General features: G+C 57.5%; 12 protein-coding genes and 1 pseudogene. 2 read left to right on the top strand and 11 right to left on the bottom strand.

The genetic code is table 11. The features are described 5' to 3' along the window. Positions 1 to 3: 3 nt before the first annotated feature. From rlmB to ACFER_RS01285, 7 genes are all read right to left on the bottom strand, one after another. Positions 4 to 756, bottom strand: coding sequence for a 23S rRNA (guanosine(2251)-2'-O)-methyltransferase RlmB (gene rlmB, locus ACFER_RS01315; RefSeq protein ID WP_012937647.1), 753 nt, complete (start codon positions 754 to 756; stop codon positions 4 to 6). A 109-nt stretch (positions 757 to 865) separates the two neighbouring features. Further along, a complete protein-coding gene (locus ACFER_RS01310) occupies positions 866 to 2,047 on the bottom strand; it encodes an FprA family A-type flavoprotein (RefSeq protein ID WP_012937646.1) in 1,182 nt (393 codons plus the stop codon). Between the two features lie 279 nt (positions 2,048 to 2,326). Next, positions 2,327 to 3,679 carry an alanine/glycine:cation symporter family protein gene (locus tag ACFER_RS01305; RefSeq protein ID WP_012937645.1) on the bottom strand — a complete coding sequence of 451 codons (1,353 nt, stop codon included), beginning with the start codon at positions 3,677 to 3,679 and terminating at the stop codon, positions 2,327 to 2,329. A gap of 22 nt (positions 3,680 to 3,701) precedes the next feature. Continuing rightward, positions 3,702 to 5,459, bottom strand: a complete 1,758-nt coding sequence (locus ACFER_RS01300) for an ABC transporter ATP-binding protein/permease (RefSeq protein ID WP_012937644.1) — start codon at positions 5,457 to 5,459, stop codon at positions 3,702 to 3,704. A 119-nt stretch (positions 5,460 to 5,578) separates the two neighbouring features. Beyond that, positions 5,579 to 8,728 carry an efflux RND transporter permease subunit gene (locus tag ACFER_RS01295; RefSeq protein WP_012937643.1) on the bottom strand — a complete coding sequence of 1,050 codons (3,150 nt, stop codon included), beginning with the start codon at positions 8,726 to 8,728 and terminating at the stop codon, positions 5,579 to 5,581. Between the two features lie 13 nt (positions 8,729 to 8,741). Further along, positions 8,742 to 9,893, bottom strand: a complete 1,152-nt coding sequence (locus tag ACFER_RS01290; RefSeq protein WP_012937642.1) for an efflux RND transporter periplasmic adaptor subunit — start codon at positions 9,891 to 9,893, stop codon at positions 8,742 to 8,744. A 107-nt stretch (positions 9,894 to 10,000) separates the two neighbouring features. Next, positions 10,001 to 11,632: an FG-GAP repeat protein gene (locus tag ACFER_RS01285; protein ID WP_012937641.1), complete on the bottom strand. Its 1,632-nt coding sequence runs from the start codon at positions 11,630 to 11,632 to the stop codon at positions 10,001 to 10,003. A 214-nt stretch (positions 11,633 to 11,846) separates the two neighbouring features. Between ACFER_RS01285 and ACFER_RS01280 the strand changes: the two genes are divergently transcribed. Then, positions 11,847 to 13,262, top strand: a complete 1,416-nt coding sequence (locus ACFER_RS01280) for an FAD-binding oxidoreductase (RefSeq protein ID WP_012937640.1) — start codon at positions 11,847 to 11,849, stop codon at positions 13,260 to 13,262. Positions 13,263 to 13,365: 103 nt separating this feature from the next. Here the strand turns inward: ACFER_RS01280 and hutH are convergent, their stop codons facing one another. From hutH to ACFER_RS11725, 4 genes and pseudogenes are all read right to left on the bottom strand, one after another. Further along, positions 13,366 to 14,925 (bottom strand): histidine ammonia-lyase, encoded by a 1,560-nt coding sequence (gene hutH, locus ACFER_RS01275; RefSeq protein WP_012937639.1) that lies wholly within the window; start codon positions 14,923 to 14,925, stop codon positions 13,366 to 13,368. A 71-nt stretch (positions 14,926 to 14,996) separates the two neighbouring features. Further along, positions 14,997 to 16,301, bottom strand: a complete 1,305-nt coding sequence (locus tag ACFER_RS01270) for a Na+/H+ antiporter family protein (RefSeq protein WP_012937638.1) — start codon at positions 16,299 to 16,301, stop codon at positions 14,997 to 14,999. 258 nt (positions 16,302 to 16,559) lie between these two features. Continuing rightward, complete coding sequence (locus tag ACFER_RS01265; RefSeq protein WP_012937637.1) at positions 16,560 to 18,089, bottom strand: HAL/PAL/TAL family ammonia-lyase; 1,530 nt, start codon at positions 18,087 to 18,089, stop codon at positions 16,560 to 16,562. Positions 18,090 to 18,093: 4 nt separating this feature from the next. After that, a pseudogene (locus tag ACFER_RS11725) lies at positions 18,094 to 18,993 on the bottom strand (BCCT family transporter); the annotation flags it as partial. A 30-nt stretch (positions 18,994 to 19,023) separates the two neighbouring features. Between ACFER_RS11725 and ACFER_RS11720 the strand changes: the two are divergent. Next, positions 19,024 to 19,722 (top strand): sigma-54-dependent Fis family transcriptional regulator, encoded by a 699-nt coding sequence (locus ACFER_RS11720; protein ID WP_049763419.1) that lies wholly within the window; start codon positions 19,024 to 19,026, stop codon positions 19,720 to 19,722. The last annotated feature ends 15 nt before the right edge of the window (positions 19,723 to 19,737 follow it).

The raw sequence follows: 19,737 nt of genomic DNA, 5'->3' as shown, positions 1-19,737 counted from the left end.
TTTTCACCCCTTTTTCCGTGCTTCCAGGATCCGCTGCCGGACAATGTCGTACAGAAGGATCCCGCCGGCCACGGAGGCATTCAGGCTGGATACCTGTCCCAGCATGGGGATCCGGACGATGAAGTCGCAGTTTTCCTTCACCAGCCGTCCCAGTCCCTTGCCTTCCGCCCCCACAACCAGGACCATGGGGCCGGTAAGGTTGGCATCGAAATACTGGTCTTCCCCGTCCATATCGGCCCCGGCGATCCAGAAGCCCCGTTTCTTCAGCTGCTTCATGGTCTGGGGGATGTTGCCGATCTGGATCACCGGCACATATTCAATGGCTCCGGCAGAAATCTTGGCCACCACCGCATTGAGGGGGCAGCTCCGGCGCTGGGGCAGCAGCACCCCGTGGACCCCTGCCGCATTGGCCGTCCGGATCAGGGCACCCACATTCTGGGGATCCTGGAGCTCGTCCAGGAGCAGCAGCAGCGGCACTTCTCCCCGGCTTTCCACCCGGGCCAGCACCGTATCCAGATCCTGGAAGGCCACGGGAGCCCCCTGGGCCGCCACGCCCTGATGGCGGACTCCGTCAGCCAGACGGTCCAGCACTTCCCGGGAGACTTTTTCCACCGGGATTTTCTGTTCCTGGGCCAGTTCCAGGATCTCACTGAGGCTGCCTCCGTGGGAACCTTCCTGGACCAGGACCTTGTTGAAGGGACGCCGGCTGCGCAGGGCTTCCCGCACCGCATTCCGTCCCACAATGAACTCTTCCATGCTTCCTCCTGATATGAGGGTGGGGTTGCCGCTTCTGCGACAACCCCATTCCCTGTTGTCCCGGCCAGTCCCCCCGCCTTCCGGCATCGGCGGACCGGGCCGTCAGATTTTATTCACCCTTGCTTACCTTTTCAGCAAAGTCAAAGCCGTACTGTTCTGCCGCTTCCAGTTCCTTGGGCAGCGGACGCCATTTCACATTATAACCGGGCAGCAGTTCCATGCCGGAATCCCTGATCATGGCTTCCATGTCTTTTTCGGCACCGCCGGCCCAGCCGTAGGTCCCGAATGCTGCAGCTTTCTTGCCGGTGGGTTTCAGCCCCTTCAGATAGGTGAGGAACCCGCCGATGGTGGGCATCATGCCGGAATTCTGGGTGGGAGAACCGATCAGGATCCCTTTGGCAGTGAGCAGGTCGCTGACGATGTCCGCCTTCAGGCTGCTTTCATACCGGTAGAGTTTTACCCGCATGCCCTGTTTTTCGATGCCTTTGATCATGGCCCGGGCCATGGCAGCCGTACCGCCCCACATGGTGTCGAATACCACCAGTACCCGATCCACGGTTTCTCCCTTGCCCCAGGATTCATACTGGTTCAGGATGTCGTCGATGTGGGAACGCCAGATGCAGCCGTGACAGCTGCAGATCATCTTGAGGGGCAGGCTCCGGACCAGTTTCACCGTGTTGGGCACCAGTTTCCGGTAAGGCATCAGGATGTTGGCAAAGTATTTCTGGGCTTCGAACAGCATGTTTTCCACTTCGGTTTCGTCATCAAACAGCTTGCTGCAGCAGTAATGCTGACCGAAGGCGTCACTGGAGAACAGGATCTGTTCTTCCGGACAGTAGGTGACCATGGAATCCGGCCAGTGGAGCATGGGAATGGGCTGGAAGGCCAGGGACCGTTTCCCCAGGCTCACCGTATCCCCCTTCTTCACGATCTGGGTCTTGAAGATATCCCCGTAATGTTCCTTCAGTTCGTTGGCCCCCTGGACCGTGATCAGGAAGGTGGCATTGGGGCAGGCCTTGGCCAGAGCAGGCAGGCTGCCGGAATGGTCCGGTTCCACATGGTTCACCACGATGTAGTCGATTTTTTCCGGATCCACGATGGTCCGGATATTGCACAGCTGTTCCTCGGCAAAGGGAGCTTTTACCCCATCGATCAGACAGATTTTTTCATCCATGATCAGGAAGGAGTTGTAGGTAACCCCCCGGGGAGTGGCAAAGCCGTGGAAGTCATGGAGGGTCCAGTCCCGGATCCCCACTTCATATATATCGCTGACAATGGTACGAGCTTTCATGTCGAGTCTCCTTTCAAAATAGGCAATTCCATTTTCGCCCTATCATTATACTATTTTCTTCTTTCCATGACAATTTAAAAAAGGGGGGTGTTGCATAAGCAACAGCCCCTCTTTCAGGTCTCGAGTCGTGAGTCGTGAGTTGCGGGCTTGTTGATGCAGACCAAAGACCCCTTCTGACATATTCCAACCGGTTTTGTCTCAACCTTCTATAGAAAAAAGAGCAACCGGCTTAAACGTCCAGGCTCGCGACCCGTGACCCGCGACCAGGGTGTGAATGATTCACACCCCCTTCTTCTCCGCTTTCACATGTTCCATGTATTTCCGGGTTTCGGCCACCACTACGCCGGACAGACCCAGCAGGGCAATCAGGTTGGGGATGGCCATCAGGCCGTTGACGATATCCGCCAGGATCCAGATGGATTCCAGTTTCAGGAAGGCCCCGCAGCCCACCAGGATGATGAAGCCGATCCGGTAGGGCATGATCCCTTTGGTCCCCACCAGATATTCCATGCACCGTTCTCCGTAGTAGTTCCAGCCCAGGATGGTGGTGAAAGCAAAGAGCACCAGCCCCACCATGAGCATGTACCCACCGAAGGAAGGATAGGCCTGGAGGAAGGCCGCATTGGTCAGGGCCGCCCCGTTCAGGTCCGTCTTCCACAGACCGCTGATCACCACCACCAGACCGGTCATGGTGCAGATGATGATGGTGTCGATGAAGGTACCGGTCATGGAGACCAGGCCCTGTTCCGCCGGCCATTTGGTCTTGGCGGCAGCCGCCACGATAGGGGCGCTCCCCAGACCGGATTCGTTGGAAAATACCCCACGGGCCACCCCGTTCCGCATGGCGAACAGGACACTGGCTCCCAGGAAGCCGCCTACGGCAGCCGTGGGATGGAAGGCATCATAGAATACTTCCGCAACGGCTCCGGGCACCTTGTCCGCAAAGATCACCAGGAATCCGATGGTGGAAGCCATGTAAATCACAGCCATGGCCGGCACCACTTTGGAAGCGGTCTTGGCAATGCTCTGGAGGCCTCCCAGGGTAATGGCCGCCACCAGGATGGTGAGCACCACTGCGGTGTAGGTCACCGGGATCCCGGCATTCAGCTGGGTGATCTGGACGATGGAGTTCACCTGGGCGAAGGTCCCGATGCCGAAGTAGGCCACCAGCACCCCAAAGAAGGCAAAGGCAATGGCCAGAGGCCGGTAAGCCTTCCCCAGCCCGTTTTCAATGTAGTACATGGGGCCGCCGGAAATCTGTCCCTTGTCGTCCACCGTACGGTATTTGACGGCCAGGCAGCCTTCCGCATATTTGGTGGCCATACCGAAAAAGGCAGCGATCCACATCCACAGGATGGCCCCCGGGCCCCCGGCTTTGATGGCCGTAGCCACCCCCACGATGTTCCCGGTGCCCACCGTGGCTGCCAGGGCCGTGCACAGGGCTTTGAAGGAATCAATGTCCCCTTCCCCCTGGTTCTCGGCGGAAAAAATCAGTTTCAAAGACCGGGGCAGCCGGAACACCTGGAGAAACCCCAGCCGGAAGCTGAGGAAAATCCCGGTCCCCACCAGGAGGACCAGCAAAGGCGGTCCCCAGACAAAACTGTCGATCTGATTCAGCAAGGCAATACTCATAATAAACAACTTCCCCCTTTTTTCATTGAGCCCGCAGGCGCTCTTCCCACTTCTCCGGACTCTCCAGAGAAGCCGTATGTGTTTCTTTATCTAAAGCCAGCACCCGCTGGTGATAGCGGAGCAGCGTGCTTCTGTGTCCCACGCTGACCAGGGTGGTTCCCGGCAGCTTGGCGGCCAGCACCTGGTACAGGGCCTCTTCCGTCTCTTCATCCAGGGCGGAAGTGGATTCATCCATGAACAGCCACCGTGGCTTGTAGAGCAGGGCCCGGGCAAAGGCCAGCCGCTGCTGCTCCCCGATGGAGCACACATGGGACCAGTCCCCCTCTTCCTGGAGATGAGCTCCCAGATAGCCGATCCGGCACAGGTCCAGGGTCTCTTGCAGGACCTCGTCGGAAAATTCCCGGCTGCCGGGATACAGTACCGCATCCCGGAGAGTTCCCAGGGGCAGGTAGGGCCGCTGGGGGATGAACATGAGATCTTCCTGGGGCGGCAGGGCCACCTTACCCCGGGCAAAGGGCCAGATGCCCGCCAGGGCCCGGAGCAGGGTGCTTTTCCCGCTGCCGCTGATCCCTTTGATCAGCACATTGGTCCCCGGTGCCAGCTTCAGGTCCAGAGGCTTCAGGATGGGCCTGCCGTCAGGCAGATCCACTTCCAGTGGCTCCAGCCGGAGGGTCCCGTCGGCACTTTCCAGACGCTCCACATGGCTCTGGCTGCCGGCTGCCTGGACCCGGGCCATGTCTTCTTCAAACCCGGTAAGCCGGTCCACCACCGCCTGCCATTCCGCCAGGGAAGCGTACACATCCACAAAATAGGAAAGGGAATCCTGGACCCGGCCAAAAGCCGTGGCCACCTGCATCAGCCCCCCCAGGGTCAGTTCCCGGCGCAGGAACCGGGGAATGGCCACCACAAAGGGAAAGATGATGGCAATCTGGGAATACCCGGAACTCAGCCATACCAGCTGTTTCTGCTTCAGGACGATTTTCCAGAAATTGTCCAGCAGCAGGGCAAAGCGTTTCTTGAATACCCGGCCTTCCAGACCTTCTCCCTGGTAAAAGGCCACACTTTCCGCATTTTCCCGCATCCGCATCATGCTGAACCGGAAATCCGCTTCCCGGCGCTGCTGGGAAAAATTCAGGGCCACCAGTTTGTGCCCCACCCGATGGGTCAGCCAGGTGCCCAGGGCCGCATAGGCTACCGCCACCCAGACCATGTATCCGGGGATGTGCCAGGTGCGTCCCAGCAGGGCAAAAGAAAAGGGACCGGACAGCTGCCACAGGATCACCACAAAGGAAACCAGGGTGCACAGTGCCTTGACAATGCCCACAAAAAAGCCCAGGGTCTTGGTGACGAACAGGTTCACATCCTCACTGATCCGCTGGTCCGGATTGTCCATCTCCTTCCCGAACATTTCCAGCCGGTAATAGGTCTGATGCTGGAGCCACCGGTCGATGTACCGGTTGGTGAGCCAGCGCCGCCAGTTCAGCACCAGCACCTGCTGGAGATAGTAGGCATAGACCGCCAGGATAATGTAGAGGAAAGCCAGCACCGTAAACCGCTTCAGCTGGTGGAAGATCTCTTCTGTCTGGTAATTCTGGAGAGCCGTATAGAACGCATTGTTCCACTGGTTCAGCAGCACCAGCATGGCCACCACTGCCAGTGTCAGCAGCAGGATGGCCACCAGTAAGGCGTAGGCTTTTTTCTTTTCTTCGCTTTTCCAATAACTGCGGGTCAGGCGCCAGACCTGAGAGAGCAGTTTTTTCGTACCATTTGTTTGTTTCACGTGTCCTTCACCTTACATAAAATGGAATAGAACCTATTATATCTGTTTCATTAAAAAAAAGCAAAGATTTTTCGAGAAAAAAAGAGGTGCCGCACCTTAATGTGCAGCACCTCTTTATCTTATTTCTGTTCTTCCGGAATGGGATCATCCACGGAGCCGATGGGCACCTTGGGATGGAACACCTTTTCGATGGTCAGGAACAGCACCGGTACCAGGAACAGGCTCAGGAAGGTGGAAGCCATCATGCCGCCGATGATAGCGGTCCCGATGGACGTCCGGCTGCCGGAACCTGCGCCGCTGGCCCAGGCCAGAGGCACAGCCCCGATGACCGTGGAGAAGGCGGTCATCAGGATCGGGCGGAGACGGACGGTAACCGTATCCACCAGTGCGGGCATGACGGCCCAGCCGTCGTCCACTCTCATCTTGGCATACTCCACGATCAGAATGGCGTTCTTGGCGGAAAGACCGATCAGCACAATCATCCCGATCTGCAGATAGATATCACTGGTGAGTCCCCGGAGGTACTGGAAGCCCACAGCCCCCATAACGGCCGAAGGCACTGCGAAAATGATGCCCAGCGGCAGGCTCCAGCTTTCATACAGGGCGGACAGACACAGGTACACGAATACCAGGGAAATCCCGAACATCAGGAAGGAGGAACTGCCGGCGGCTTTTTCGTCCCGGCTCTGGTCCGTCCACTGATAGGTGTATCCGCTGGGCAGCTGGCTGTTCAGCACCTCTTCGATGGCACTGATGGCCTGGCCGGTGGAATACCCGCTGGCGGGAGACCCGGCGATCTTGGCGCCCCGTGCCCCGTTGAACCGGGTGATGACCGGTGCGGCCGGGATTTCCTTGCTGGTCACCAGCGCGCTCAGGGGCACCAGAGCCCCGGTGTTGCTGGCCACATACAGATTGGAGAAGCTCTTTACATCTCCTCTGTATTTGGGGTCAGCCTGGATGACCACTTTCCAGGTCTTGCCCAGCAGGTTGAAGTCGTTGACTTCACTGCCGCCCAGGTTGGCCTGGAGGGCGGTGAACACGCTGGATACCGGTACATTCAGGCTTTCCGCCTTGGCCCGGTCCACATCGAACTGGAGAGCCGGCGTGTTGTCCGTAAAGGTGGTGTAGATGGTGGCGACTTCCGGTCTCTGCCGGATCTTGGCCAGTACACCCTGCACATCCTTGGCCATTACCGCCGTATCATGGCCGGTGGTATCCATAATGTACAGACTCAGGCTCCCGGTGTTGGACAGACCGGGGAGTACGGCCTGGTTGAAGGCCATGCCCGTAGCAGCCGGATTCTGATTCCCCAGGATGTTCAGTTTCTTCAGGACGGAATATACACTCAGATCATCGGTAGTCCGGTTCTGGATGTCATCCAGCTTTACCGGCAGAATGGCCGCGTTGGGCTTCCGGCCCATGGACAGCACATCGATGCCCACGATCTGCAGCACATGCTTCACCCCGGGGATTTTCCGGATTTCCGCCACCATGTCATTGGTGACCTTGGTGGTCCGGTTGGTGGAAGCGGATTCCGGCAGGGAAACCGTCATCATGGCAAAGCTCTGGTCTTCATCCGGCAGGTAAGCGGAAGGAATCAGCTTGAAGAACATGCCGATCAGCACAAAGACGATGGCCAGGCCCACCAGCCCCAGTTTGAAGTGGCGGAGCAGCCGTTTCACGTTCTTCACATATTTTCCCGTAGTCCGTTCCAGCCACCGGTTGAAGTAGCCGAACATTTTGCCCAGAAAGCCCTTGCTGCCGTTGGGATCCTTGGGTTTGATCACCATGGCGCACACCGCCGGGCTCAAAGACATAGCCACTACGGCAGAGATACTCAGGGCCACCACGATACTCAGAGCGAACTGTTTGTACAGCACCCCGGTGATTCCGCTGAGGAAGGCTACGGGCAGGAACACGGCCAGCAGCACGAAGGCGGTGGCCACAATGGCCCCGGACACTTCCCGCATGGCGTTGTAGGTGGCTTCCTTGGGATCCATCCCCAGGGCATCCACGTTGTGTTCCACGGCTTCCACCACCACGATGGCGTCGTCCACCACGATCCCGATGGCCAGCACCAGGGCGAACAGGGTCAATGTATTGATGGTGAAATCAAAGATGATGAAGGCCCCGAAAGTCCCCAGCAACGAAACCGGTATGGCCAGGGTGGGCACCAGGGTAGCCCGCCAGCTCTGCAGGAACACCCAGGTGATCAGTACCACCAGCACCAGGGTTTCCACCAGGGTGACCACCACTTCTTTCAGGGATTCCCGTACGTATTCGGTGTTGTCCTGTACGATGGTCAGTTTCAGATCCGGAGGGAAGGATTTTTCCGCTTCCGCCAGCACTTTTTTCACTTCCGCCACGCTTTCCAGGGCATTGGCATCGGTATTCAGGCTGATGGCGTAGTTCATGGCGTTCTTCCCGTCCAGTTTGGAGGTGACGCTGTCATCCCGGGGACCAAATTCCACCCGGGCCACATCCTTCACCCGGAGCAGATTTCCGTTTTGGTTCTTGATGATGATGTTGCCGAATTCGTCCGCTGTGCTCAAACGGCCTTTGACCCGGGCGGAATACTGGAATTCCTGATCCGCCTCATTGGGCCGGGCCCCGATGCTCCCGGCAGGAGCCTGGACGTTCTGGCTGGCGATGGCGTTTTTCACATCTGCTGCCGTTACCCCCAGCTGGGCCATCTTCATAGGATCCAGCCATACCCGCATGGACAGTTCCGGTCCGTATTCGCTGACTTCTGAAACCCCCTTCACCCGCTTCAGGGCATCCACGAACTGGGTAGCCCCATAGGTCTTCATGAACAGGGTGTCATAGGTGCCGTTGGGGGAAGTCAGGGCGAAATACATGATGGTTTCCGCCGACTGCTTCTTGGTGGTGACCCCATAGGTGCTTACTTCACTGGGCAGGGAGGCGGAAGCCTGGGCCACCCGGTTCTGCACCTTGACGGAGTCCATATCCGGATCCGTCCCCAGTTCGAACTTCACGTTCAGGGTGTAATTCCCCTGGTTGTCACTGGTGGAGTTCATATCCACCATGTTGTCCACCCCGTTGACCTGCTTTTCAATGGCCTGGGCCACAGATTCCTCCACAACCTCAGCACTGGCGCCCACATAGTTGGCGGAGACGCTGATCCGGGGATTGGAAATCTGGGGATACTGGGCAATGGGCAGGTTGTAGGCCGAAATGATCCCCACCAGGGTGATGATGATGGCAATGACGCAGGCAAATACAGGGTGATCAATGAAATACTTTGCCACTTACTGTACCTCCTTACTTACCGCTGGTGGTTGTATCCGTGGTGTCCAGATCCGCTTCCGTCATGGGAGAAGCGTTGACTTTGGCGCCTTCCTTCAGCTTCTGGACCCCTTCCACCACTACGGTTTCCGTGCCGTCCAGGCCGCTCTTCACCAGCCACAGTTTCCCGACCCGGGCACCCAGCTGGACTTCCTTCATGCTGACGGTATTGTCATCGTTGATCACATAGACGAAATGCTTGTACATCACATCGGTGACCGCCCGCTGAGGAACCAGGATGGCATTGGGCACCAGGGAACCCACCACGGTCAGATTGGCGAACATGCCGGGCAGCAGCACCCCGTTGGGATTCTGGAATTCCGCCTTCAGAGTCAGGGTACCGGTGGAATCGCTGACGCCCCGGTCCACCTGGGTCACGGAGCCTTTTTCCGGATAGGTGGTGCCGTCGCTGAGTTTCATGGTCACATTCTGGAGTTTGGTGCCGTTGTTGGTGTTCCCCTTCATAATATCCAGGTAATCCGCCTGGGATACGGAGAACCGCACCCGCATGGGATCACTGCCGGAAATGGTGGTGAGCACCGTGGAATTGGCCGTTACGAAAGACCCTTCCGCCAGGGGATTGGTATCGATCTTCCCGGAGAAAGGTGCCACGATCTGGGTATCGCTTACATCCACCTGGGAAGAAGCCAGGATGGCGGACTGAGCATCCACCGCAGCCTGGGCCTGGGCCAGCTGGGTATTGTACTGGTCGGCGGTCTGTTTGCTCACTGCGCCCTGTTCATACAGGGTCTGGTACCGGGAGGCATCCCGCTGGGCATTGGCCAGGGTTGCCTGGGCATTGGCCAGATTGGCCTGGGCATTCAGCACGGAGTTCTGATAGTTCCGGGGATCGATCACATAGAGCAGCTGTCCTGCTTCCACATAATCCCCGCCATTCACCAGCTTCTGGACAACGGTGCCTGTTACCTTGCTCTTGATCTGCACATCGTTGGCCGCTTCCACGAACCCGGTGTAATCATAGGTAATGGGGGTATCCCGTCTGATGACCTTCATGGACTTGACCGCCACATCTCCCGCCGCCGGAGTCGTTTTCTTGCCGCAGCCGGCAACGCCTACCAGCAGAAGGAGAGCCATCCCGATGGATATCACTTTTTTCTTTCCTAACATGGACAATCCTCCTAAAATCCTGCCCTTCCGGGCATGTACTGCAATCGTGAAACAGTTATAGAAAACCTTGTATATTATATCGTATGCGATATCCAGATTCAAACCTGTTATTTAGAGGTTTTTCCGTTCTTTTCTTCTGTTTTTGCTTCTTTCTTCATGTTTCCTTCATTTGACTGGCTAGTCAAAAATACTTCCCCGGGCCGGTTTTTGGTCAGGAACGGCAGGGCCTTTTCCGCTTCCAGATCCACTTCCTTCTGGTCTCCGTACAGCAGCCCCAGGACTTCTCCGTCGAAGTAATAGCCGGTCACGTCTTCCGGTTTCAGGGCCTGCCCGCCGGCAGCCGTTTCCTTTTCCACCATTTTCCAGAACTTGCCCCAGGGACGGATCATGTCCTTCAAAGGCACCTCTTCCCCTGTATCCATGTTGAAATTCCAGCACCGGGTAATGGCCTGGCTCCGGTCCCGGTCCGTCAGCAGGCCCAGGACCATCAGGCTGGCATAATGCCGCCCGCTGTATTTCACGTCATAATCCAGGTTCAGACGGGTTCCGATGGTCACATTTTTCAGCTGGCTCCGGACAAAGGATTCCAGCACATGGTTCAGTTTCCATGCCAGTTTCCCGTCCAATTTCTGGAAATGGGGATATTCCACCGCCCCATTGTCCGTGGGAACCTTCAGGGATACGATTTCGTAGCCCCCCTCCCCGGTCACCTTGTCCGAACTGCTGAAGGTGGGTTTGCTGTACAGTTCCGCCTGGAACCCCACAGTCCGTGGTTCCCAGCCACCGGCCCGATATTCCCACACAGTCCGCACAACCCCCAGGGGATCGGCATTCAGCACCCCCAGCACCTTCTGGATGGTCACCACTTCGTCCACCCCGTCCCCATTCACATCCAGGGCACTGAGCTGGCTCAGGTTCTGGATATAGGGACGGAGGCCGGATTCTTTCAGGCTGCCGTCTTCATTGTATACGTTCAGGTTCCGGTAGGCGTCCTTCTCATTGGCCAGATCCAGGGTAATGTCCTGTTTCAGGGTGGGGAAGGACAGACGGGCCCGCCAGCCCGGCAGATAGGTTCCCGCCATGGAGACCCCGCGGTTTTCTTCCTGTCCAAAGATTTCCTGGAACTTTCCGTCGATCACATCCAGGATCCGATAGGAAACCATGCCCCCGGACCCGCCGCTGGGAGATGCGATGATTACATCCGGATATCCGTCCCCCGTAACATCCGCCAGGGTCAGATAGGCATTATATCCTCCCAGGTTCTGGGGCCGGTAGTAGTATTTCACCCGGTTCTGGCCCCTGGGTCCGAATTCCCGGGCAATCAGATACAGATCCCCCATGAAGCTGGATTTTTCCACGGCAGGGTTCCCCATCAGGTCCACCACTTCGTCCACCCCGTCCCCGTCAATGTCCCCGATGGCCTCACTGAGCAGCTGTCCCCGCTGTACCGTGAAATCCACTTCCCGGGTCCGGTGCAGATCATCTGGTTTCTGGTCCGGCCGGTTCCGGTCCTTTCCGGCAGCCGGTGTCTCCGCTTTTTTCCGGTCCCTGGCCTCCTTAACGGCAGAAGGCTTTCCCGCCATCTTTTGGGCAGCCGGACCCTCCCCTTTTCCGCTTCCGGCGGTCTGGGCAAAAGTCCGCAGATCCTGTACCGGGGCAGCGGCTGCCAGGACCGGCAGACAGAGGCTTCCGGCCAGAGCCAGACTGAGTATGATTTTTTTCCGAATCGGTTGTTCCATGGTCTACCCACACTTATCCTTTCCAGCAAGTTTTTACTTATCATTATACTATAGGTTTTCTTTTTCGTCTGCTTTCTGAAAAAAGAATCTGTTTCTCCCCACGAGATGAATTTTCACGATTTACGAAATATTGAGAAACTTCTTTACATTCTGCAAGAAATTGATTATACTATCTCCATATTTCTTTTATGGAATGAAGGGGGATTATCTGCAAATGATCGAATACCAGCCTATTACACCGGAAGTTCTGGAAGCTCTGCGGGAGATTTCCGGAAAGCGCGTGATTACCGGGGAAGACATCAACCCGGACTATACCCATGATGACATGCCCATTTACGGCATCGGCATGCCGGAAGCCACCATTGATGTGGAAAGTACGGAAGAAATCGCTGCCATCATGAAGCTGTGCAACAAGCATCACATCCCGGTTACCGTCCGGGGCGCCGGCACCGGTCTGGCCGGAGGCGCCACTCCGGTCCAGCGGGGCCTGGTGCTGTGCACCTCCCGGATGAAACAGATCCTGGGCTATGACGAAAAGAACATGAATGTGCGGGTACAGCCCGGTGTGCTGCTGGATACCCTGTCCAAGGACGCTCTGGACCATGGCATGTTCTATCCTCCTGATCCGGGTGAAAAATTCGCTACCCTGGGAGGCAACGTATCCACCAACGCCGGGGGCATGCGTGCCGTGAAATACGGCACCACCCGGGACTATGTCCAGGCCATGACTGTGGTCCTGCCCACCGGGGAAGTGATCCACCTGGGGGCTCCGGTTTCCAAGACTTCTTCCGGCTACAGCCTGCTGAACCTGATGATTGGTTCCGAAGGGACCCTGGGGATCATTACGGAACTGACCCTGAAACTGATTGCTCCTCCCAAATGCCATGTGACCCTGATCGTTCCCTTTGCGGAACTGGCAGACGGCATCGGTGCCGTACCGGCCATCAAACACTCCGGACTGGATCCCCAGACCCTGGAATTCTTTGAAAAGGAAATCCTGGAATCTTCTGAAGCCTACATGGGCAAAAGCGTCTTCCCCAAAGAAGTGGAAGGCCAGGAAGTGGGCGCCTATCTGCTGGTGACCCTGGATTCCAATGATCAGGACCAGCTGGACAAACTGGTGGAAGAAGCGGCGGAAATGCTCCTGGAAGCCGGTGCCCTGGACGTGCTGGTGGCGGATACCCCCATGTTCCTGGAAAAGACCTGGGCTGCCCGTTCCTCCTTCCTGGAAGGCATCGAAGAACAGTTCGGCCTGCTGGACGAATGTGACGTGGTGGTTCCCGTTTCCCGGATCCCCGATTTCGTCCTGTACATCAAGGAAATCCAGGGAGACTTCCCCTTCGAAGTGAAGATGTTCGGCCATGCCGGGGACGGCAACCTGCACATCTACACCTGTGCCAACGACATGGATCTGATGGAATTCAAGAAATCCGTGGAACAGTTCATGCATCTGCTGTACGCCAAATGCACAGAACTGGGCGGCCAGATTTCCGGGGAACACGGCATCGGCTTCGGCAAGGTCCAGTTCCTGGCGGAAAACCTGGGCGACACTACCATCCGTCTCATGCAGGGTATCAAGGAAGTCTTCGACCCCAACCTGATCCTGAACCCCAACAAAGTCTGCTTCTGATTGGGCTCCCAAAAGACTGCCGCGGCTGCGGCAGTCTTTTTTTGCGTAAAAAAGGAGGCTGCCGTCTGTACGGCAGCCTCCCGAGGGATGGTTGTGGGATGGATCAGAAGAATTTCAGGTCCACTTTGTCTTCTACGGCATCCAGGATACCGCCTTCCTGGACCAGGTTGGTGATCTTTTCCAGTTCCTTGAACATTTCGATGTCCTTGTCGTAAGCGATAAAGTCATTGGATTTCCGGACTGCATCATAGGCAGCCTGGGTACCAGCCCCCAGTTTGAAGCCTTCCCCTTCCCGCAGGTCGATGGCCTGGCAGGCGGCCAGGATTTCCGTGGCCACCACCCGGCGTGCGTTGAAGGCGATTTCTCCGGCTTTCCGGGCGGCATGGGCCCCCATGCTGACCAGGTCTTCCTGGTTTTCGCAGGAAGGAATGGAATCCACGGAAGCAGGATGGGCCAGCACCTTGTTTTCGCTGACCAGGGCAGCTGCTGCATATTGGGTGATCATGAAACCGGAGTTCAGACCGGAATGTTTCACCAGGAAGGACGGGAACCCGCTGAGGGAATTGTTGATCAGCCGTTCCAGACGCCGTTCGGAAACGTTGGCGATTTCGGAGATCCCGATGCCCAGGAAGTCGAAGGGCAGGGCCATGGGTTCGCCGTGGAAGTTCCCGCCGGAAATCACGTCACCATCCGGCAGGACGATGGGGTTGTCCGTAGCGGCGTTGATTTCGATGTCCACTTTGTCTTTTACAAAACCCAGAGCATCCTTGCTGGCCCCATGGATCTGGGGTACACAGCGCAGGCAGTAGGCATCCTGCACTTTCAGCTGGCCCTGATGGGTTACGTAGGTACTGCCGGACAGCAGGTTCCGCAGGTTGTAGGCGGTATCCAGCTGGCCTCTGTGAGGACGGATCACATGGAGCCGTTCATCAAAAGCATCGATGATGCCCCGCTGGGCTTCAATGGACAGGGCGGCGGCAATATCGCTCTGTTTCAGCAGGGACATGCCTTCCCACAGGGCGAACACGCCCATGGCGGTCAGGATGGGAGTGCCGTTGATCAGCGCCAGACCTTCCTTGGCTTCCAGATGGATAATGGGGATCCCGGCTCTTTCCATGGCTTCCTTGCCGGGCATTACCGTGCCCTGGTATTCCGCATCCCCCAGACCCAGCATGGGCAGGACCATATGGGCCAAAGGTGCCAGGTCACCGGAAGCCCCCAAGGAGCCTTTTTCCGGAATGTAGGGATGGACACCCTTGTTGATCATATCCACCAGGGTCTGCAGGGTGGACAGCCGGATGCCGGAATACCCTTTCACCAGGGCGTTGGCCCGGATGGTCATGGCAGCCCGGGTCACTTCCCGGCTGAGAGGTTTGCCATAGCCGCAGGAATGGGTACGGATCAGGTTTTCCTGGAGCTGGGCACAGTCTTCTTTGGAAATATGGACCCGGCACAGGGACCCGAATCCGGTGGTGACCCCGTAAACCACACGGTCACTGTTCACAATGTCATCGATGAGAGCCCGGGAAGCCTTGATCCGGTCCACAGCATCCGGGTCGAAGGACAGTTTGGCATTATAGCGGCTGACGGCGATCAGCTGATCCAGCGTCAGGTCATTTCCGTTCAGGACAACTTCTTTGATGGCTTTTACGTCTTTCAGCATTTGAATATCCTCCTTAAAAAATCAGTTTTCTCTAGAAAGGGGCTGTTGGACAGCCCCTTGTTTTTGTTCAGTTAGCCCAGGATCATGGCGCCGATCACGCCGCCGATGAACAGGGTCACATCGAAGAAGATGAAGGTGGGTACACAGGTATCCCAGATGTGGTTGTGCTGCCCGTCCGCATTCAGCCCCGAAGTGGGCCCCAGGGTGGAGTCGGAAGCAGGAGATCCGGCATCGCCCAGTGCTGCGGCAATCCCGATCAGCAGGATGATGGCAGGGATGCCAAAGCCCAGTTTCAGGCCCATGGGGATGTAAATGGAAGCCACCACAGGGATGGTCCCGAAGGAAGTCCCGATACCCATGGTGATCAGGAGGCCCACAGCCAGCATCAGGATAGCCCCGCTGAGTTTGGTGTTAATGACGGCAGTGGTGGCCATGACCAGGGCTTCCACAGAGTGGGTTTCCCGGAGCACATTGGCGTAGCCGGCAGCCACCAGCATGACGAAGGCAATGAAGCCCATCATCTTTACGCCCCCATCCACCATATCATCCATCTTGTTCCATTTGATGGCGCCGGTGGCCAGCATCACCAGAAGGCCGCACATGGCACCGATGGGCAGGGATTTGAAGTACAGCTGGGCCACGAAGGCTGCCACGGCACCGGCCAGGGCCTTCCAGCAGTCCGCGTTCATTTCGGTTTCTCCAGCCTTTTCGTCCTGGCCCATAATGGGCAGGTCCTTGTATTCCCGGTCACGGCTGTAGAAAATGGTAGAAAGGATCAGGCCCACCAGCATGGAGGCGCCGCCGATCCACATAACAGAGGAAATGTCACTGATGGAAACCTGCACGTTGTTGGCCACCATCTGATCCTTGATGATGGTCATGAACAGCAGCCCGAACCCAACAGGAAGGGAAACATACGGTGCTTTCAGCCCGAAGGTCAGTGCGCAGGCCACGGCTCTCCGGTCCAGTTTCATGTGGTTCATCACAACCAGCAGAGGGGGAATCAGGATAGGGATGAATGCGATGTGCACAGGGATCAGGTTCTGGGAGAAGCAGGACACGAAAGCGATCAGGAATACGAAGGCCGCTTTTTTGGTGCCCACGACCTTGGTGATTTTCCGTGCTGCGATGTCTGCCACACCGGACCGTCCGATGGCGACTGCCAGGGTCCCCAGCAGGATGTAGCTCAGAGCCGTTTCTGAGTTGCCGCCCATCCCGCCGATGAGGATGCTCACCGTCTTGTCAATGGCCAGGCCGCCGGTAGATCCGGCCACAATGGCTGCCACCAGGATGGCAAACAGTACGTTCATCTTGAGCAGGCACAAGACGGACATGACAATTACGGAGACGACGATGGGGTTGGTTAAGATTTCCATACATTGATCACTCCTTTTCTTATTCACTTTTTTCCGTTTGCGGGGATTCCTGCGCAATCCCCTTTGTCTTACGGGTCCATTGTACCCTTAAAATGTCAGAAGAATGTCAAATAAGTTTTCATCCAGGACATAATTTAGAATTTTCTTTTTATTGTATACAGTATACTTTGTCGTTTTTTATTCCAGTATTGCACTAAAGCAGGGGACGTTTTATGGACAAAAAAGAGGTGCTGCACGTTCTGTGCAGCACCCCTCTTTTCACACCAGTTTTTTTCCCATTCCTGTTTCCGCCCACCGGACCAGGCTTCCGTCAAGGATCTTCCGGCGGAGGAATTCAATGTGAGGATACAGGTACATGTCTTCTTTCATTTCCGGCACTTCTTTGCTGATTTCCGTCAGCACCTGCCGGCTGGCGCTGCTCCGCCGGAGCCTGCCGTCCACAAAGGGCTGGGCTTCATAGACGGACAGCAGCTCGATGGCCAGGATGTATTCCAGTTTTTCCGCCACCGCCAGGGATTTTTTGGCCGCATTGTATCCCATGGCCACATAATCTTCCTGGTTCCCGCAGGTGGGGGTATTGTCGATCACTGCCGGCGTGCACAGGATCCGCATCTGGTTCAGCAGCCCCGCCTGGGTGTACTGAGGAATCATCACCCCGGAATTGAGCCCCGGGTTCTGGATCAGGAACCAGGGACAGCCGGACAGATTTCCGTCAATGAGCCGGTTGTTTCGCCGTTCGGACATTTTGGCCAGCATGGTGGCCGCCATACAGGACCCATCCATGGCGATCCCCACATAGGCGGAATCCGCGTTGCAGGCGGAAATCACCTCTTCATTCCCGGGTTCTGGCCACAGGATGGGGTTGTCGCAGCAGGAATTCATTTCGATTTCCAGGGTTTTCCGGGCATCTTCCAGGGTCTTCCGGGCCGCTCCATGGAGCTGGGGGATGCAGCGGAGGGACAGGGCATCCTGGACCCGGCTGCCTTTTGCGGCGGCGATCACCTGGGAATCGGCCAGCAGGTTCCGGACGTTTTCCGCCGCTTTGGCCTGATCCGGATGGGGCCGGACCGCCATCACCCGGGGGTCGAAGGCATTCATGACCCCCTGGAGGATCTCCAGGCTCATAGCCCCCACCACATCGGCGGACCGGGCCGCCTGGAGCATGTCATAGAGCCCGATGGCACCCAGGGCCGTGGGGGAAGTGGTGCCGGATACCAGAGCCAGCCCTTCCTTGGAGGCCAGGGCCAGGGGAGCAAGGCCGGCTTTTTCCAGGGCCTCCCGGCCTTCCAGCAGCTGCCCCTGATACCAGGCTTTTCCCAGGCCGGTCAGCACCAGGGCCATATGGGCCTCCGGACTCAGATACCCTACACTGCCGTCCCCCGGAGCCCAGGGGGTGATACCCCGGTTCAGGAACTGCCGGATCTGTTCCAGCACTTCCAGCCGGACACCGCTGTATCCCTGCCCCAGGTTCTGGAGCATCATCAGCAGCGTTCCCCGGACCGCCTCTTCCGGCAGCGGCTTCCCTACGGAAACGGAATGGGACAGGATGATGTTTTCCTGAAGTTTTGCCGTTTCTTCCTTACTGATGGCTTTGGTGCACAGGGCCCCGAACCCGGTGGTGACCCCGTACATGACTTTTTCCTCTTCCACCCATTTTTCCACCAGCGCCCGGGAACGGTTCACCCGTTCACAATATTCCGGAGAAAATTCCACCGGGGCATGGAAACGGACCACCGCCATGAAATCCTCCAGACCGATCTTTGGTCCCAGCGTAATTGTCCCAGCCATGGGCTCACTTCCCTTCCGGTGTTTCGATCAGATCTTCACTGTCCACAATGTCCTTTTTGGTTTCCTTGTCCATAAAGAACACCTTCACCGCAGCCGCCACCTGGAGGATGAAGATGGCCAGGACCACAAAGCCCCCGCAGGCCGCCAGGAACTTCACCCCGTCGACCCCCTGGGCGCCGCCGCCAAAGGCCACCATGATGGCCGCAATGGCACCGATGGAAACGCCCCAGACCACTTTCTGCCAAAGGGCCGGTTCTTCATCATGTTTGGCCCCTTTGGTGCACAGGGCTGCAATGGTGGTGGACATGGTGTCCGCCGTGGTGGAAAATGCCGCGATCAGGGTGATGATGATCACCGGAATCAGTACGCCGCCAAAGGGAATGGCCTGGAGGAAGGTCCAGATACCGGCCACGGCGCCCCCGGCCTTGATGGCCTGGACAATGTCCACCCGGCCATCCATCTGCCACTGGAGAGCGGTACCGCCCCAGACGGAGAACCAGACCAGACCGAATACCGCCGGCAGGATCCAGTTGATCAGCAGGAACTGTTTGATGGTACGCCCGTAGGCGATGATGGCGAAGAAGATTCCCATAAGAGGGGCATAGGCGATCCAGATGGCCCAGTCATACATGGTCCACCAGGTGACCAGGGCCTTTCCTTCCGCCAGATAGGGGTCCAGGGCCCAGGTCCAGAACCGGTCCAGCCAGTACCCCATCCCCACATTGGTGAGGTTCAGGATGTAGACTGTGGGACCGATGACAATCAGCAGGAGCAGCAGGGCATAGAAGATTTTGGTGGTCAGGTTGGCCAGCCATTTGATGCCCTTGTCGATGCCCAGTACGGAAGCCACAGTGAAAGTGGCGGTAATCACAGCCGTCAGGATGAACCAGACCCCGGGGCCCTGCTGGAAGCGGCCCATGAAGGAACCCTGTTTTTGGACGAGCTGAACTCCATGAGCCCGGCCATGCAGGCCAAACTCCTCCGGGTCCTCCAGGAAGGGGTTTTCCGCCGGGTGGGAGAAACCCGGGAACGGGAAGTGGATGTGCGGGTGATCTCCACCTGCAACCGGGATCCCTTCCAGCTGGTCCGGACCGGAAAGATCCGGGAAGACCTGTTTTACCGGCTGGCCACCCTGGTGCTCCAGCTCCCGCCCCTCCGGGACCGGATCGATGACCTGGAGCCCCTGTGCCACGCCTATCTCCGCCGCTGTGCCAGCCGGTACGCCTATCCCCTGACCCGGATCGCCCCCAAAGCCCTGTGGCAGCTCCAGCAGTACAGCTGGCCGGGAAATGTCCGGGAATTGTTCCATGTGCTGGACCATGCCATGAACCTGTCCGAAGGCAGCGAGCTCACCGACGACCTGCTGCCGGATTTTATCCGGGCTCCCTGGACGGAATCTCCGGCAAAGGAATCCCCAGCGGGGGGCCTGGCCCGGTCCCGCAAAAAATCCCAGGATCCGCCCCCGGACATGCCGGGAGAGACCCTGGGAGAAAAAATGGCCAGCTATGAAATGTACCTGCTGGAAGAAGCCCTCCGCCGGAACCAGGGAAACATTACCCGCACCGCCAAAGAACTGGGACTCCAGCGCCAGAACCTCCAGTACCGGATAAGGAAGTATGGGATTGAAGTATAAAAAAGGGGCTGTGAA

This window comes from Acidaminococcus fermentans DSM 20731 (assembly GCF_000025305.1).
Classification (GTDB): domain Bacteria; phylum Bacillota; class Negativicutes; order Acidaminococcales; family Acidaminococcaceae; genus Acidaminococcus; species Acidaminococcus fermentans.
The sequence above is the reverse complement of the archived record's forward strand: the minus strand, read 5'-3'. Positions and strand labels throughout refer to the sequence as shown.